The 15,174-nt window shown below is 67.3% G+C and carries 14 protein-coding genes and 1 pseudogene; 9 read left to right on the top strand and 6 right to left on the bottom strand.

What is annotated here, in order from left to right:
• The first annotated feature begins 32 nt into the window (after window positions 1–32).
• The 3 genes and pseudogenes from couT to RHA1_RS53280 form a co-directional block, all read left to right on the top strand.
• A complete protein-coding gene (couT, locus tag RHA1_RS25110) occupies window positions 33–1,361 on the top strand; it encodes a p-hydroxycinnamate MFS transporter (RefSeq protein WP_011597363.1) in 1,329 nt (442 codons plus the stop codon).
• A 54-nt stretch (window positions 1,362–1,415) separates the two neighbouring features.
• Entirely contained in the window at window positions 1,416–2,951 is a 1,536-nt protein-coding gene (gene couL / locus RHA1_RS25105; RefSeq protein ID WP_011597362.1) for a p-hydroxycinnamoyl-CoA synthetase, read from the top strand.
• A 50-nt stretch (window positions 2,952–3,001) separates the two neighbouring features.
• A pseudogene (locus RHA1_RS53280) lies at window positions 3,002–3,157 on the top strand (DJ-1/PfpI family protein); the annotation flags it as partial.
• 53 nt (window positions 3,158–3,210) lie between these two features.
• On the opposite strand, the gene RHA1_RS25100 reads toward RHA1_RS53280, so the two are convergent.
• The 5 genes from RHA1_RS25100 to couR form a co-directional block, all read right to left on the bottom strand.
• Window positions 3,211–4,980, bottom strand: a complete 1,770-nt coding sequence (locus RHA1_RS25100; RefSeq protein WP_011597361.1) for a CocE/NonD family hydrolase — start codon at window positions 4,978–4,980, stop codon at window positions 3,211–3,213.
• On the bottom strand, window positions 4,977–6,302 hold the full coding sequence (locus RHA1_RS25095; RefSeq protein ID WP_011597360.1) for an MFS transporter: 1,326 nt from the start codon (window positions 6,300–6,302) through the stop codon (window positions 4,977–4,979). The genes RHA1_RS25100 and RHA1_RS25095 overlap by 4 nt, the downstream gene beginning before the upstream one ends.
• 172 nt (window positions 6,303–6,474) lie before the next feature.
• Window positions 6,475–7,383: a LysR family transcriptional regulator gene (locus tag RHA1_RS25090; protein WP_011597359.1), complete on the bottom strand. Its 909-nt coding sequence runs from the start codon at window positions 7,381–7,383 to the stop codon at window positions 6,475–6,477.
• 6 nt (window positions 7,384–7,389) lie between these two features.
• Entirely contained in the window at window positions 7,390–7,866 is a 477-nt protein-coding gene (locus tag RHA1_RS25085) for a DUF3237 domain-containing protein (protein ID WP_011597358.1), read from the bottom strand.
• Between the two features lie 8 nt (window positions 7,867–7,874).
• Window positions 7,875–8,315 (bottom strand): MarR family transcriptional repressor CouR, encoded by a 441-nt coding sequence (gene couR / locus RHA1_RS25080; RefSeq protein WP_009478157.1) that lies wholly within the window; start codon window positions 8,313–8,315, stop codon window positions 7,875–7,877.
• Window positions 8,316–8,429: 114 nt separating this feature from the next.
• On the opposite strand from couR, the gene couN reads away from it, so the two are divergent.
• From couN to couM, 3 genes are read left to right on the top strand one after another with little or no spacing between them, the layout of a single operon-like run.
• Window positions 8,430–9,341, top strand: coding sequence for a 4-hydroxyphenyl-beta-hydroxyacyl-CoA dehydrogenase (gene couN, locus RHA1_RS25075; RefSeq protein WP_011597357.1), 912 nt, complete (start codon window positions 8,430–8,432; stop codon window positions 9,339–9,341).
• The gene (gene couO, locus RHA1_RS25070) at window positions 9,338–10,228 is read left to right on the top strand and encodes a 4-hydroxyphenyl-beta-ketoacyl-CoA hydrolase (RefSeq protein ID WP_011597356.1); all 891 of its coding nucleotides are present in this window, start codon (window positions 9,338–9,340) and stop codon (window positions 10,226–10,228) included. Before couN ends, couO begins: the two co-directional genes overlap by 4 nt.
• A 32-nt stretch (window positions 10,229–10,260) precedes the next feature.
• Entirely contained in the window at window positions 10,261–10,734 is a 474-nt protein-coding gene (gene couM, locus RHA1_RS25065) for a p-hydroxycinnamoyl-CoA hydratase (RefSeq protein WP_011597355.1), read from the top strand.
• A gap of 66 nt (window positions 10,735–10,800) precedes the next feature.
• Here couM and RHA1_RS25060 read toward each other — a convergent pair whose 3' ends face one another.
• Complete coding sequence (locus tag RHA1_RS25060) at window positions 10,801–10,980, bottom strand: hypothetical protein (RefSeq protein WP_005243850.1); 180 nt, start codon at window positions 10,978–10,980, stop codon at window positions 10,801–10,803.
• Between the two features lie 343 nt (window positions 10,981–11,323).
• Here RHA1_RS25060 and RHA1_RS25055 point away from each other — a divergent pair, with 343 nt between their 5' ends.
• The 3 genes from RHA1_RS25055 to RHA1_RS25045 all read left to right on the top strand — a co-directional run bounded on the left by RHA1_RS25055 (window position 11,324) and on the right by RHA1_RS25045 (window position 15,174).
• A complete protein-coding gene (locus tag RHA1_RS25055; protein WP_009478152.1) occupies window positions 11,324–12,088 on the top strand; it encodes a pirin family protein in 765 nt (254 codons plus the stop codon).
• Between the two features lie 91 nt (window positions 12,089–12,179).
• Window positions 12,180–13,148: an intradiol ring-cleavage dioxygenase gene (locus RHA1_RS25050; protein WP_011597354.1), complete on the top strand. Its 969-nt coding sequence runs from the start codon at window positions 12,180–12,182 to the stop codon at window positions 13,146–13,148.
• Window positions 13,149–13,224: 76 nt separating this feature from the next.
• On the top strand, window positions 13,225–15,174 hold the full coding sequence (locus RHA1_RS25045) for a M13 family metallopeptidase (RefSeq protein ID WP_050787377.1): 1,950 nt from the start codon (window positions 13,225–13,227) through the stop codon (window positions 15,172–15,174).

Genomic DNA, 15,174 nt, shown 5'->3' with positions numbered 1-15,174 from the left:
CTGTTGTCCCACGCTTCGGCCAAGGAGTATCGATGACGGTCACCGCCACCGCCGGCACCATGTCGGCCACCCAACGCAAGAAGGAAGTTCGCAGGGTGATCCTGTCGAGCTACCTGGGCAGCACCATCGAGTTCTACGACTTCCTGCTCTACGCCACCGCAGCGTCCCTCGTCTTCGGTCCGGTGTTCTTCGCCGATCTGGACCCCCTGGCCGCGAGCATCGCGTCGATGGGAACGTTCGCCGCCGGCTACGTCGCGCGCCCCCTGGGCGGAATCGTCTTCGGTCACTTCGGGGACACCGTCGGCCGCAAGGCCATGCTGCTGATCTCGATGACCGTCATGGGCATCGCCTCGTTCGCGATCGGGCTCATTCCCCCGCCGGAGATGATCGGCTCCTGGGCCGCGGTGATCCTCGTCCTCCTCCGCGTCTGCCAGGGACTCGCCGTCGGCGGCGAATGGGGTGGCGCAGCGCTGATGTCGCTCGAGCACGCCGAATCCGGCAAGCGCGGTTTCGCCGCGGCGTTCACCAACGCGGGCGCCCCCACCGGCGCACTGCTCGGCACGCTCGCGCTGGCGGCCGTGTCACTTCTCCCGGACGAGCAGTTCCTGACCTGGGGCTGGCGCATCCCGTTCCTGATCTCGGCGTTCATGCTGGCCCTCGGCCTGTTCATCCGGTCCAAGGTGTCGGAGAGCCCGCTGTTCACGGCGGCACTGAAGGAATCCGCGAAGAAGGAAACCACCCCGCCCATCGTCACTATCCTGAAGCGGCCCCGCGCGGTCGTCGTGGCGTCGATGAGCTGCATCGCGAGCTTCGGAATGCAAACCGCGTTCACCACGTTCGCCATCACCTACGCCGTGTCGAGCGGCGCCGCGCGGTCCGACGCGCTACTGGCGTTCTCCTTCTGCCAGTTCTGCGCGATCTTCCTGGTCCTCGGATCGGCGCGACTGTCCGACCGGATCGGCCGCCGCCCGGTCATGCTCGCAGGACTCGGCGCGATGATCCTCAGCGTCTACCCACTCTTCCTGCTGCTGAGCACGGGACAGTTCCTGTTCATCGCGCTCGCCTTCGTCGGCTACACCATCTGCCACTCGGCCACCTACGGTCCGATGGCCGCGTTCATCTCCGAGCAGTTCGGCACCCGGGCGCGCTACACCGGTGCGTCGCTCGGATATCAGCTGGCCACCCTCATCGGTGCGGGATTCACCCCCGTCATCCTGGCGTCGCTGTTCGCGTCGTCCGGTAAATCGATCCTCCCCGTCGGGCTGTTCATCATCGCACTGTGCGTGGTCAGCGCCGTCTTCCTCGTCGCGACGAAGGAGAGCAAGGACAACGACCTGAGCGCCGACACCCCGTCGGCCTGACACACCACCCCGCCACAAGCTCGAGAGTAGTTTCGAAGAGAACGAGGAGTCACCATGGACAACGAAGGCATCGGCTCGTGGCTCGAGCGCCGCATCACCATGACGCCGAAGAACGAGGCGCTCGTCTTCGACGGACGGGCCGTCACGTACGAGGAGATGGCCCTGCGGACACGCCGACTCGCCCACGGCCTGCGCGCCCTCGGCGTCGAGAAGGGTGACTGCGTCGGCTTCTTCGGGTTCAACGACCCGGCAGCGCTCGAGGTGATGTTCGCGGCCGGGCTGCTCGGCGCCACGTATCTCCCGCTCAATGCACGCCTCACCGCCGAGGAAGCGCGCTTCGTGCTCGGCGATTCACGCTGCACCACAGTGATCTTCGGCGATCAGCAGGCCGACGTCGCGCAGGAGCTGGCGCAGTCGGACACCCCGGTCACCACCTGGATCGGCCTGGGCGACTCGTGGTCCACCCACACGTACGAGGGCGTGCGCGCCGGGCAGCCGGACACCCGCATCGACGAACAGGTCGGCCTCGACGACCTGTCCGTACTGATGTACTCGTCGGGCACCACCGGCGCACCGAAGGGCGTCATGCTCAGCCATGGCAACATGCTGTGGAACGCACTGAACCAGCTTCTCGCCCAGGACATGACGTCGAAGGAACGCACTCTGTCGGTGGCGCCGCTGTTCCACATCGGCGGGATCGGCGGTGCCGTCACACCCACGCTGCTCAACGGCGGCACCGTGGTGCTGCTGCGCAAGTTCGATGCCGGCGTCGTCCTCGACACGATCGAGAAGGAACGCATCACCACGTTCTTCGCCGTCCCCACGATGATCCAGGAACTCTGGCACCACCCCCGGTTCGCGGACGCCGACCTGTCCAGCCTGCGGGCCATCTGCGTCGCCGGGGCTCCCCTGCCCGAAGCGCTCATCTCCCCGTGGCAGGACCGGGACGTCGCGATCACGCAGGCGTACGGCCTGACGGAGACCGCGCCGTCGGTGACCATGCTGTCGAGTGCGGACGTGCGCACCAAGATCGGTTCCGCCGGTAAGCGGACGTTCTTCACCGACGTCGACGTCGTACGCCCGGACGGGTCGAGCGCCGAACCGAACGAGATCGGCGAGATCGTCGCCAAGGGCCCGAACGTGATGCTCGGCTACCTGAATCAGCCCGAGGCGACCGCCCGCACCATCGTCGACGGCTGGCTGCACACCGGCGACGCCGGCTACTTCGACGACGAAGGCTTCCTCTTCATCTGCGACCGCTACAAGGACATGTACATCTCGGGCGGCGAGAACGTCTACCCCGCCGAGGTCGAGGCTGCGCTGCTGAAACTGGACGGCATCCGGGAGGCGGCGGTCATCGGCGTCCCCCACGAGAAGTGGGGCGAGACCGGCATGGCCTTCGTGGTCGCCGCCGACGGCACGACACTCGACGAGGAGACGGTCCGCGCCCGGCTGCGAGAAAAGCTCGCGGGGTTCAAGATTCCCACATTCATCCAGATCGCGGAGGCACTCCCCCGCACCGCCACCGGTAAGATCCGCAAACCTGACCTGCGCAAGCTTGCCGCTTCGCAGCCTGTGAGTACTTCTTGACCGCGGGCGGTTAACAAGTACTCACGAGCGCGTCAGCGCACCAGGTTCACGGCACGCGACCACAACTGCTCGACGACGCCCATCTCGACTGGGTCCGCCGGCAGCGCGCCGACGTTCCGTTGATGACCAGCGTGTGCACCGGTTCCCTGGTCTACGCAAAAGCCGGCCTGCTGAAAGGCAGACCGGCTACGACGCATGCCGCTTCGCGACCCGTGAGTACTTGTTAACCGCGGACGGTTAATAAGTACTCACGGGCGCGTCAGCGCACCACGGACAGCGACACGCGGCTGGGGTGACGCGGCCCCGTGTGCACGGTCTGGTGGGCGACCACGGATTCCGATGATTCGTAGGCGGATTCGCCGGTGTTGAGGTTGCGGTCCCAGCGGGGATGATTGCTGGACGTCACGTGGACCCGGATCCGCTCGCCCGGCTGGAACGTGACGGCCGTGGACCACAGGTCGATCGCGTACTCGCACACCTCCCCGGGCACGAGCAGGCTCGGTTCGGTGGACGTGTACGTCCCGGGGGTCCGGTAGGAGTCGCGGTAGCGGGCCCGCACCATGCCGTCGGTGAGCGTGATCGACGTGCCGTCCGCGGTCACCCGGCACAGTCGCACGACGAAATCGGTGTCGACCGCGCTGGACGACGCGAACAGCGTCGCGGACACCCGGCCGATCACCGTCAACGGCTCGGTGAGTGCCCCACCGGTGAAGACGAGAACGTCGTCGCGGGATTCGACGCGGCTCTGTTCCAGTGCGCCGGGCGCGAACGTTCCCGGCATCATCGTCGCCCCACCGACCGTCGGCACCGGATCCGCCGGGTCGTAGTCGTAGTCGACGCGCCCGTCGGTGTCCTCCGCGTCCGCGACGAGGGTTCCGCCTGGAGCGAGAAAGAGTTCGGCCGTCCGCGCGGGTTCCGGGAAGCGGTCGTACGTCCGCCACCGGTTCTCCCCCATCACGAAGATCCGGACGCGGGGCATGGTGGGTTCCTCGTCGCGGAGCACCGACGCGTACCACTGCGCGTGGACCGACGACAGGTCCTGACCCGAATCGAGCACCGCCTGATTCGCGGGACTTCCGAACACGACCGACCCACCGAGCCCGGAGAAGTTGGTGTGACTCCACGGGCCCACGATCAGGTACGGCGCGGGGGCCGCTCCGGAATCACTGTGCGCCAGTTGGCCGAAGTACTGGTCGAGGGTGCTGTTCACGAAGATGTCGTACCACCCGCCGATGTGCAGTGAGGGGAGGTCGACGGCCCGGTCGCTCGCGCTGTCCCACAGGTCGCGGGTGGGGTGATCGATCGGGAATCCGAGCGATTCGACGATCGGCGACGCGAAGAACGCCGGGGCGTCGGCGGCCATGTCGCGGACGGGGAGGGTGTCGAGGAACGTGTCCTCCGACATCGCCCGATCGATCCGGGCCCACGCTGCCCATTCGCGTTCGGCGCGGACGGGATCGGTGCGGGACAGTTTCGCGATCTCGGCCGGTCCGGCCGAGTGGTGCCCCCACCCGAGCCGGGCACCGAATTCCATCGCGCCGCCGCGCACGAGTCCACCGGACCGCGCATTGCCGCCTGCGGAGATGCCCGGGGCGATACCACGCAGGGCCGGCGGCTTCTCCTGGGCTGCACGCCACTGGGTTTCGGCGAAGTACGACCGCCCCCACATGCCCACGGCGCCGGTCGAGTACGGCAGTTCGGCGGCCCACTGAACCGTGTCGTAACCGTCCGGACCTTCGTTCTCGGACGGCACGAACTCGCCGTCCGAGCCGAACCTGCCGCGGACGTCCTGCATGATCACGACGAATCCGGCGGCTGCGACGGTGGTGGGGTTGAGGTAGCCCGAGTTCACGGACAGGTCGCGGCCGTACGGGGTGCGGGTGAGCAGTACTGGGAAACGTCCGGATCCGTTCGGGCGGTATACGGTCGAGCGCAGAACCACCCCGTCCCGCATCGTCGCCTCGATGTCGTTCTCGATCAGTACATCGTGTTTCACAGGTTCGGTCACTTTCGACGGGAGTTCGGTCATTTGCCGAGGTCGGTGGTGCTGGTCCGGTAGGTTTCGCGGACTGTGAGCGTGGTGAGTGCGCTGACCAGGCAGCAGCACGCGGTGAACACGGCCACCGGGATCCAGCCGTTCGGTCCGGGCCGGACGAGCGCCGCGGCGATGGTGGGGGCGAATCCGGTGGCCACCAGCGCCAGCTGCCCGGAGATCGCCATGCCCGAATAACGGATGCGCGTCTCGAACATCTCGGCGTACAGCGCGGGACCGACGGCGTTGACGAGCGAGTAGCCGGCCACCATCACGACGCACGCCGTGATCAGGATCAGGGCTGTCGAACGCTGGCTGACCGCCCAGAAGAATCCGGAGATGGCGACGGCGCAGACGAGGTTGCCGGTGATGAAGATCGGCTTGCGTCCGATCCGGTCGGCGAGAATCCCCGCGGCGGGCTGGGCCACGAGCGCGAGTGCGGCGGTGAGCACGGTAGCGCCGACCATGACGGTCCGGGACACACCGGCCTCGTGGGTGCCCCACGAGAGGGCGAAGGCACTGAAGATGGTGGAGACCACCGCGAACAGTCCGCACCCGACGACCCGCAGCACGCTCGGCCAGTGGTCGCGGAAGATCACCTTCGCCGGCATCTCCTTCGGCTCGTCGGTCGACACGGCCTCCTCGAACACCTCGCTCTCGGGCAGCATCCGGCGGATCACGAGCCCGGCGAGTGCGACGAAGATGCTGAGCAGGAACGGGATACGCCATCCCCAGCTGAGGAAGGCGTCCTCGGGCAGTCCGGAGAACACGAGGACGACCAGCGACGCCAGCAGCATTCCTGCGGCGGCGCCGGTGTTCACCCAGCTGGCCGCGAGCGCCCGGCGGTGGGCGGGTGCGTGTTCGAGCGCCAGGGACGCGGCTCCCGCCGATTCGCCTGCCGCCGACGCGCCCTGAACGGCCCGGAGCAGCACCAGCAGGATCGGTGCTGCGACGCCGATCGCCCCGTATGTCGGCAGGCAGCCGATGAGGGACGTGGCCACACCCATCATCACGAGCGTGACCACCAGCATCCGCTTACGCCCGAGCGTGTCTCCGAAGTGCCCGAAGACGAGGGCTGCGAGAGGTCGGACGACGTAACCGATCCCGATGGTCGCCATCGACACGATGGTCCCCCAGAACGGGCCGAGGTCCGGGAAGAACAGGGTGTTGAACGCGAGCGCGGAGAAGGAGGCGTAGATGAAGAAGTCGTAGTACTCGAGTGTGCTGCCCACGAATGAGGCCAGGGCTGCCCGGCGCGCGTGGGGCGATCGGACGCTGGTGTCGGCGCGTACGACGCGGCCGTCGAATGTGGAAGTCATGTGGTTCCTACCTGAATGTGAAGGGCATCCGGGAGTTCGGAGAGGCCTCGAGGCGGGTGCGGCACCGGGGATCGGAGTTGTCCAGGTCACATCCGCTGCCACCGAGGGAGACTCTGCCAAAGAAACCGATCACCGTCCAAGAGCAGTATCGGTAGTGATTGATAAGCGATCGTTATTGCTCGACGGCGAGGGCGTCCGGCGACGGCAGCACCTCGGCAGCGAGGTCGAGAACCGTCTGCACGACGGGCGATACGGGACGGTCCGACCAGGCCAGCGCGGCCCGGACTTCGTATCGGCCGGCATCGAGGGGAACGAGCACCACGCGATTGGGATACGTCTGGACGTCACCCGGCACGAGCGCCACACCGACCCCCGCCGCGACGAGGGCGGTCAGCACGATGCCGTCGGTGGTCTCCTGCACGATGTTCGGCGTGAACCCGGCGTCCCGGCACGCGGCGAGCAGATCGCGGCGGAGAGTGGATCCGGTGGCGGCGGGATTCGCGACGAACGTTTCGTCGCGCAGTTCCGCGAGGTCGATCGACTTCCGTTCGGCGAGTGGGTGATCGCTCGGGAGCAGCGCACTGAGGTACTCCACCGAGATCTGCCGCGTGAGCACATGGGGGTGGGACACCGCGTCCGAGACGATGCCGAGGTCGAGTTGTCCCTCCCAGATTTCGTCGAGGATCTGCCCGCTGACCGTCGCCCCCTCGAGGACGAGATCGATCAGGGGGTACCGGCGGCGCACCGATCGTGCCAGAGAGGACAATTCGGTCTGCCCGTAGGCGCCGCTGAAACCGACCCGGACGCGACCCTCGACCGCCGGATCCGCGATCACCGCGGCATCGACGGCGCGAACGATTCCGGCGAGCGCGTCCTTGCACGGCTGCAGGAAGCGCTCCCCCGCCGCGGTGAGCCGGACCGATCGCGTGGTGCGGTCGAACAGTTTCACGCCGAGGCGCTTCTCGAGTTGCTGCACCTGCTGGCTCACGGCCGGTTGCGCGATGTGCAGCACCTCGGCCGCCCGGCCGTAGTTGAGTTCTTCGGCGACCGCGACGAACGACTTCATCCAGCGGATTTCCATGGCCGGTCAGTCCACCACGAACACCGCGAGTCGTACCTCGCCGGGGAGGCGTTCGCCGGTGCCGACGAGGATCCGCGAGCGCAGCCACGACCACCGGCCCTCGGCGGCGGTGAGCCGTGGGGTGCAGCGGAAGTAGACGCGGTCGGGCGGGACGGCCTCGCCGTCGACCAGACGGGCGATGTCTTCGGCGGTACCCGAGCGCAGCCCGAAGTTGGTGACGTAGATGCGGTCGCCGTCGTCGGTCTCGATGACGTACTTGGCCTCGAGCTCGGTGAGCGTGGACGAGCTGAGCAGCTGGAAGTCCGCCCCGACCGGCAGCACGGTGCCCCGCAGCTCGGGGCCCTCGACCCGGCCACCGACGATGGGGATGATGCGCCGTGTGCCTTCGGGCGTGGACCCGATCTCCACCGGCTCGGCCACCTCCACGACGAAGGTGGCGAGGAACGACATGCCGGGCGGTGCCGGGGTGAGGAGCTCGGTCATCGCGCGCGCTACTCCACGAAGGTGGGAAAGGCGATGCTCTGCAACGTGTCCCGCATCTGATTCACGACCGTGTCGGGGATGCCCTCGAAGTAGCGTCCGTGCGCGGCGTCGACGCGCGCCTTCGCGTCGTCGCGGAGCCGGCGCCCTTCCTCGGTGGCGGCGATCAGTTTGTTGCGGCGATCCGAGGGGTCGAGGGTGCGCACGACGAGTCCGCGTTCCTCGAGTTCGTCGACCAGACCCACGATCTGACTGGGGTCGAGACCCATGGTGGCGGCCACACCGCGCTGGTTGACGCCCTCGGCCTGCTCACAGGCGAGGACCAGGACCGAGTAGGAGCGCACCCGCAGACCCGTGGGTACGAGGGCTTTGTTCACCGCGCCCAGCACCATTCCGCCGACGCGCGAGAGCAGGAACCCGATGTCGTCCGATAACGCCTGCGACTCTGCCATGCGACGACCCCCTTCTGATGATTGTCGGTAGAGTAGCAGACCTTAATCATTGACATTCTCAATCATCAATGATTACGTGTGATTCAGCGAACACGACCTTAGGAGAATCACGACATGGACCTCAGCAACAAAGTCGCCGTAGTCACCGGCAGCGGACAGGGCCTCGGACTGGCATACGCCAAGGACCTGGTGCGCCACGGCGCCGCGGTCGTGATCAACGACGTCAACCAGGCCACCGCCGACGCCGCCGTCGCCGAGATCACCGCCGCGGGCGGCCGGGCCGTTGCCGTCGTCGCCCCGGTCGGCAGCACCGAGACCGCCCAGAAGCTGGTCGCCGGCGCGGTCGACGCGTTCGGACGCCTCGACGTCATGGTCACCAACGCAGGCATCCTCCGCGACAAGGTGCTGTGGAAGATGACCGACGACGACTTCGACGCCGTGATCACTGTGCACCTGCGCGGCACCTTCACCTGCGTCCGCGAAGCCGTCCTGAAGTTCCGCGAACAGGGCGACGGTGGTCGCATCATCTGCATCGGGTCCCCCGCCGGCCAGCGCGGCAACTTCGGGCAGACCAACTACTCGGGCGCCAAGTCCGGCATCGTCGGCATGGTCCGCACGTGGGCGATGGAACTGCAGCGCGCGGGCATCACCGCCAACGCCGTCTGCCCCGTGGCCGCGACCGCGATGACCGAGACCGTCCCGTTCCTCGCCCCCTACATCGAGGGCATGAAGAACGGCGAGCCGCTGCCCGACATCATCCGCCGCGAGGTGGGCCTGGGCACCCCCGAGGACGCCGCAGGCATCATCTCGTTCCTCGCGTCCGACGCGGCAGCCGAGATCACCGGACAGGCGTTCGCCGTCGGTGGCGACCGCCTCGCGTTGTGGTCGCACCCCGACCTGACCGCGGTCGAGTACCACGACGGTGGCTGGTCGGCCGACGACATCGCGGCTCAGTGGGCCGGCACGTTCGGCGACGCCGTCCAGTCCGTCGGCGAGGAATTCCCCGAGGAGCTGATGGCGAAGTGAGCCGCTACGAGTACGGCATCGACTTCGACAAGATCGACGCCATCGACATCCACACCCACGTCGAGATCGACGGCTGCGGGCACCGGTCCCTCGACGACGAACTGATGGCCGCCTCGGAGAAGTACTTCAAGTCCGGCGAGGAACGCACCCCGTCCATCGACGCGATCGCCGACCACTACCGTGCCCGCAACATGGCCGCGGTCGTGTTCACCGTCGACGCGGCCTCGGCCAGCGGACACCCCACCAACTCGGTCGAGGAGATCGCCGAGGGCGCGGCCCGCCACAACGACGTCCTGATCCCCTTCGGATCCGTCGACCCCTGGCAGGGCAAGGCGGCCGTGCGGCGCGTCCACCGGCTCGTCGACGACTACGGCGTGAAGGGGTTCAAGTTCCACCCCAGCATGCAGGGATTCGAACCGAACGACCGGCAGTTCTACCCGCTCTACGAGGCCATCACCGAGGCCGGGGTCCCCGCCCTGTTCCACACCGGTCAGACCGGGATCGGCGCCGGGCTGCCCGGCGGCCACGGCATCAAACTGCGCTACTCCGACCCGATGCTGCTCGACGACGTCGCCGCCGACTTCCCCGACCTCACCCTGATCATGGCGCACCCGTCGGTGCCGTGGGTCGACTCGCAGATCTCCATCGCCACCCACAAGGCCAACGTCTTCATCGACCTGTCCGGGTGGTCGCCGAAGTACTTCCCGCCGCAGCTGGTCAAGGCCGCCAACAGCATGCTCGGCGGCAAGGTGCTGTTCGGCTCCGACTTCCCCGTCATCCAGGTCGACCGCTGGATGAAGGACTTCGCGAACCTCGACATCAAACCCGAGGTCGCGCCCCTGATCTTCAAGCAGAACGCGCTGCGCGTTCTCGGCATCAAGCACTGACCCTGCCCCACCGAACCACCAGGAGACTCATCGTGACCACCGCAACCACCACCCGGGTCGCCACCCTCGCCGACCTCGCCGCACTCGAGGGCCGGCCGCTGGGCACCAGCTCGTGGATCGACATCCCCCAGCAGCGGATCAACACGTTCGCCGACGCCACCGACGACCACCAGTGGATCCACGTCGACCCCGAGCGCGCCAAGGCGGAGAGCCCGTTCGGCGGGCCCATCGCCCACGGCTACCTGACGTTGTCGCTGATCATCCCCATGTGGGACGAGATCCTGACCGTCGACAGCGTCACCATGGCCGTCAATTACGGTCTCAACAAGGTCCGATTCACCAACCCCGTGCCCGCCGAGGGACGCGTCCGCCTGAACGCGACGCTGCAGTCCGTCGAGGAGCTGCCGAAGGGAGGCGTCCAGGTGACCGTCGCCGGGCAGATCGAACTCGAGGGCAGCGAGCGTCCCGCGGTCGTCGCCGAGGCCGTGTACCGCTTCTTCGAGTGACCCACCTGTGAGTACTTGTTAACCGCCCGCGGTTAACAAGTACTCACAGGCGCCGAAGGCGCATGCCTACTCGGGGGCCTGGTCGTCGGGCTCGACCTGTTCCGCCTGCTTCCGCTCGGACGCATTGCCCGCGATTCCCTTCGCCTCACGCTCGGCCACCAGCCGGTCTTCCATGTCGTCGACGAGGTCTGCGATCCGCTGGTGCTCGGGGAGGTGCTGATCGTGTCGATCCGAATTCGCCTTCATCACGCTCCTTCCGCTGTGTGCGACGTGCCGCAAATCCTGCGACTTCCGGACGCACAATTCGAACTGTACGCCGCGGGCCCGCCGAAGCGGGCATTCACGGCGGCACGAACTGGACGCCCGTCTTTCACGCGGTTCGCACCGTCGATGAAAGCTGTTGCCGAACACCGCCTTACGGGCGCCAGGTACGCCAATGTCGCACTGCGCAACCTCATTTCGCCTTCGACGCGGGTCCTCCACCGCTGCCGGCAGGCGATGAATTCGATGCACAATCGACACCGTCTTGCGAGTACCTGCAGCCGGCACCTCGTACTCTGGACCGGGTACCACCCGAAGGAGGACCGATATGCCAGCAGTCACCACACCTCATGTCTATGTTCATCGTGCCGGCGATCGGCTGAAAACCAAGATTTCCTGGTTGGATTCGAAGCACTCGTTCTCCTTCGGCCAGCACTACGACCCCGACAACACACACCACGGGCTGCTCCTCGTGAACAACGACGACACCGTGCTCCCCGGTCAGGGATTCGACACGCATCCGCACAAGGACATGGAGATCGTCACGTGGGTGCTGCGCGGCTCGCTCGTGCATCAGGATTCGATCGGCCACTCCGGCATCATCTATCCCGGCCTTGCGCAACGCATGAGCGCAGGCAAGGGCATCATGCATTCCGAGAAGAACGACAGCTGGCGCCTCGAGGGTGAGCAGCATCACGAGCCGGTGCATTTCGTCCAGATGTGGGTGGTACCCGACGAAGCCGGCCTCACTCCGAGCTACGAACAACTCGAGATCGAGGACGAGATCCTCAAGGGCGGGCTGGTGCCCGTTGCGTCCGGAATGCCTGAATACAAGGACAATTCGGCGATCCGGATCAACAACAAGCACGCGGCCCTGCATGTCGCGCGACTCTTTCCCGGCGCATCGGTGACGCTTCCCGAAGCGCCGTTCCTCCACGTGTTCGTCGCCCGGGGCACCGCGGAGATGGAGGGTGTCGGCACCCTGTACGAGGGGGACGCCGTCCGTTTGAGCGCCTCCGGTGGCCAGCAGGTCACCTCGCACTCCGGCGCCGAGGTCCTCGTCTGGGAGATGCACGCCCGCCTCGGCGGGTGAGTTCCCAGCAAGTTCACAGCTGGACGGCACGCTGCGCGCAGGTTCGTGCGCCACGATCGGGTCACAGCCCGATCATGGAGAGGTACGCACAGTGAACAAGGACGTGGAGAAGAGCCGTCTGCGCATCAGCCGCCGCCGCGCGCTGGCGGTCGGAGGAACGGTGAGCCTGGGTGGGCTCATCGCCGCCTGCACCGGGAACGGGAGCAGCAGCACGTCGGCGTCGGCCACGTCGACCGCAGCCGCATCCAGTGCCGCGACGACCAGCGCCGACACGGTGAGCGCCCTGCTCGACCAGGCCCCGCAGTGCGTCATGGCCGTCGAGGAGACGCAGGGACCGTACTGGTTCGACGTCGACTCGATCCGCAGCGACATCCGCGAGGACCGGCCGGGCACGAAGCTGCAGCTCGCACTGCGGGTGCAGGACCTGACGAACTGTTCCGCGGACGGCTCCGCCGCGGTGGTGAGCAATGCCGTCGTGGAGATCTGGCACTGCGACGCGGGTGGTGTGTACTCGGGCTTCGAGTCGGGTTCGAGGGCCGCGGACCTCAGCGGCAACGGCGCCCCCGCAGGCGCGCCTCCGGTGGGCGGACCCGGTGGCGGCGGCCAGCTCCCGGCCGGTGGTCCCGGTGGTCCCGGAGCGGGTGGTCCCGGTGGGGACATGTCCGGCGGTTCGGGTGAGACGTCCGACGGGTCCTACAGCGTCGGCGACAGCGAGGCCGCCACCACGGACGACGGCACCTACCTGCGCGGCGCCCAGACCACGGACGCGAACGGCATCGCCCAGTTCACCACCATCTTCCCCGGGTGGTACACCGGCCGGACCACGCACATCCACCTGAAGGTGCACATCGACAAGAAGACGGTGCTCACCACCCAGCTGTTCTTCGACGAGGCCCTGCTCGACGAGGTGTACGCGACCGCACCGTATTCCGACCACACCGGACGCGAGAACAACGTGAACAACTCCACCGACAGCATCTACGACGCCGCAGGCCTGCTGACCGTCGCCGAGCAGTCGGACGGCTACCTCGCGGCGATCAACCTCGGCATCGACGTCTGATCGATCCCCGGACCTTTGTTTCGCCCTGAGCGCAGTGGTGGACCTCCCGGCCCGGAACGGTGTAAGGATGGAACGCATGACCACGGCTCAGCGCTCCGGCATCGACCTCACTCACCTCGACAACGACACCCGCGCCCAGGACGACCTCTTCGTCCACGTGAACGGCAAGTGGATCGACGACTACGAGATTCCCGCGGACCGGGCGATCGACGGCGCGTTCCGCACGCTGTACGACAAGGCCGAGGTCGACGTCCAGACCATCATCGAGGAGGCGGCGGACTCCGGCGCGGCGCCGGGGACCGACGCGCAGCGCATCGGTGACCTGTACGGCAGCTTCATGGACGCGGACGTCGTCGAGGCCGCGGGGCTCGCACCGATCGCGGGCGAGCTCGCCGACGTGGCCTCGGCCGCCGACCTCTCCGCGCTCGCCGCCGTCATCGGCCGCCAGCAACGCACGGGGGTCGGCGGAGCCGTCGGCCACTATGTCGACACGGACGCCAAGAATTCCGAGCGTTACCTCGTCCACTTCAGCCAGTCGGGCATCGGCCTGCCCGACGAGTCGTACTACCGCCAGGACGACCACGCGGAGATCCGCGCGGCGTACGTGAAGCACATCGCGAAGATGTTCGCCCTCGCAGGCGTCGACTACGACGCGCAGCGCGTGTTCGACCTGGAAACCAAGATCGCGGCCGGTCATTGGGACGTCGTGAAGCGTCGCGACGCCGAGCTGAGCTACAACCTGCTCACCCTCGACCAGCTCCCCGCCGGGTTGGACTGGTCGTCGTGGATCGGCGCGCTCGGCGGCACGTCCGAGCAGTTCGCCGAGATCGTGGTCCGCCAGCCCGATTTCCTCACCACGCTGACCGAGCTGTGGACGTCCGAGGACATCGACGACTGGAAGGCGTGGGCGACGTGGAACGTCATCCGCTCCCGCGCCCCGTACCTCACGCAGGCCCTGGTCGACGAGAACTTCGCGTTCTACGGGAAGACGCTGACCGGCGCCGAGGAGATCCGTGAGCGCTGGAAGCGCGGCGTGTCCCTGGTGCAGGATCTGCTGGGCGAGGCCGTCGGCAAGCTCTACGTCGAACGCCACTTCCCGGCCGACGCGAAGGCCCGCATGCAGGAACTCGTCGCCAACCTGCAGGAGGCGTACCGGCGCAACATCTCCGACCTGGACTGGATGAGCCCCGAGACGCGGCAGGCGGCGCTGCGCAAGCTGGAGAAGTTCACACCCAAGATCGGGTACCCCGACAAGTGGCGCGACTACTCGGCCGTCACCATCTCCCGCGACGACCTGGTCGGCAACTACCGCAGCGGCTACGCGGCGGAGTACGACCGCGACCTCGCGAAGCTCGGCGGCCCCGTCGACCGCGACGAGTGGTTCATGACGCCGCAGACGGTCAACGCCTACTACAACCCGGGCATGAACGAAATCGTCTTTCCCGCAGCCATTCTGCAGCCTCCGTTCTTCGACGCCGCCGCAGACGACGCCGCCAACTACGGCGGAATCGGTGCCGTCATCGGTCACGAGATCGGCCACGGCTTCGACGATCAGGGCGCCAAGTACGACGGCGACGGCAACATGGTCGACTGGTGGACCGACGACGACCGGACCGAGTTCGGCAAGCGCACGAAGGCGTTGATCGAGCAGTACAACGAGTTCGAGCCGAAGGCGCTGCCCGGCCACAATGTGAACGGCGAGTTCACCATCGGTGAGAACATCGGCGACCTCGGTGGCCTGTCCATCGCCATCGCGGCGTACCGGATCGCCACGGAAGGGTCCGAGCCCGAGGTTCTCGACGGCCTCACCGGTATCCAGCGGGTGTTCTTCGGCTGGGCGCAGGTGTGGCGCACCAAGGCCCGGGACGCCGAGGCGCTCCGCAGGCTCGCCGTCGATCCGCACTCGCCGCCGGAGTTCCGCTGCAACGGCGTGGTTCGCAACCTCGACACGTTCCACGACGCGTTCGACGTCAAGCCCGGTGACGCGCTTTACCTCGATCAGGAGGAGCGCGTCAAGATCTGGTAG

It is taken from the genome of Rhodococcus jostii RHA1, assembly GCF_000014565.1.
Classification (GTDB): Bacteria; Actinomycetota; Actinomycetes; order Mycobacteriales; family Mycobacteriaceae; genus Rhodococcus_F; species Rhodococcus_F jostii_A.
The sequence above is the reverse complement of the archived record's forward strand: the minus strand, read 5'-3'. Positions and strand labels throughout refer to the sequence as shown.

Bases quoted from the DNA above. Each gene is read 5' to 3' on its own strand.
- couL (WP_011597362.1), top strand. From the start codon at position 1,416: ATGGACAACGAAGGCATCGGCTCGTGGCTCGAGCGCCGCATCACCATG.
- couR (WP_009478157.1), bottom strand. From the start codon at position 8,315: ATGGCAGAGTCGCAGGCGTTATCGGACGACATCGGGTTCCTGCTCTCG.
- couN (WP_011597357.1), top strand. From the start codon at position 8,430: ATGGACCTCAGCAACAAAGTCGCCGTAGTCACCGGCAGCGGACAGGGC.
- RHA1_RS25060 (WP_005243850.1), bottom strand. From the start codon at position 10,980: ATGAAGGCGAATTCGGATCGACACGATCAGCACCTCCCCGAGCACCAG.
- RHA1_RS25095 (WP_011597360.1), bottom strand. From the start codon at position 6,302: ATGACTTCCACATTCGACGGCCGCGTCGTACGCGCCGACACCAGCGTC.
- RHA1_RS25100 (WP_011597361.1), bottom strand. From the start codon at position 4,980: ATGACCGAACTCCCGTCGAAAGTGACCGAACCTGTGAAACACGATGTA.
- couT (WP_011597363.1), top strand. From the start codon at position 33: ATGACGGTCACCGCCACCGCCGGCACCATGTCGGCCACCCAACGCAAG.
- RHA1_RS25045 (WP_050787377.1), top strand. From the start codon at position 13,225: ATGACCACGGCTCAGCGCTCCGGCATCGACCTCACTCACCTCGACAAC.
- RHA1_RS25090 (WP_011597359.1), bottom strand. From the start codon at position 7,383: ATGGAAATCCGCTGGATGAAGTCGTTCGTCGCGGTCGCCGAAGAACTC.
- RHA1_RS25055 (WP_009478152.1), top strand. From the start codon at position 11,324: ATGCCAGCAGTCACCACACCTCATGTCTATGTTCATCGTGCCGGCGAT.
- RHA1_RS25085 (WP_011597358.1), bottom strand. From the start codon at position 7,866: ATGACCGAGCTCCTCACCCCGGCACCGCCCGGCATGTCGTTCCTCGCC.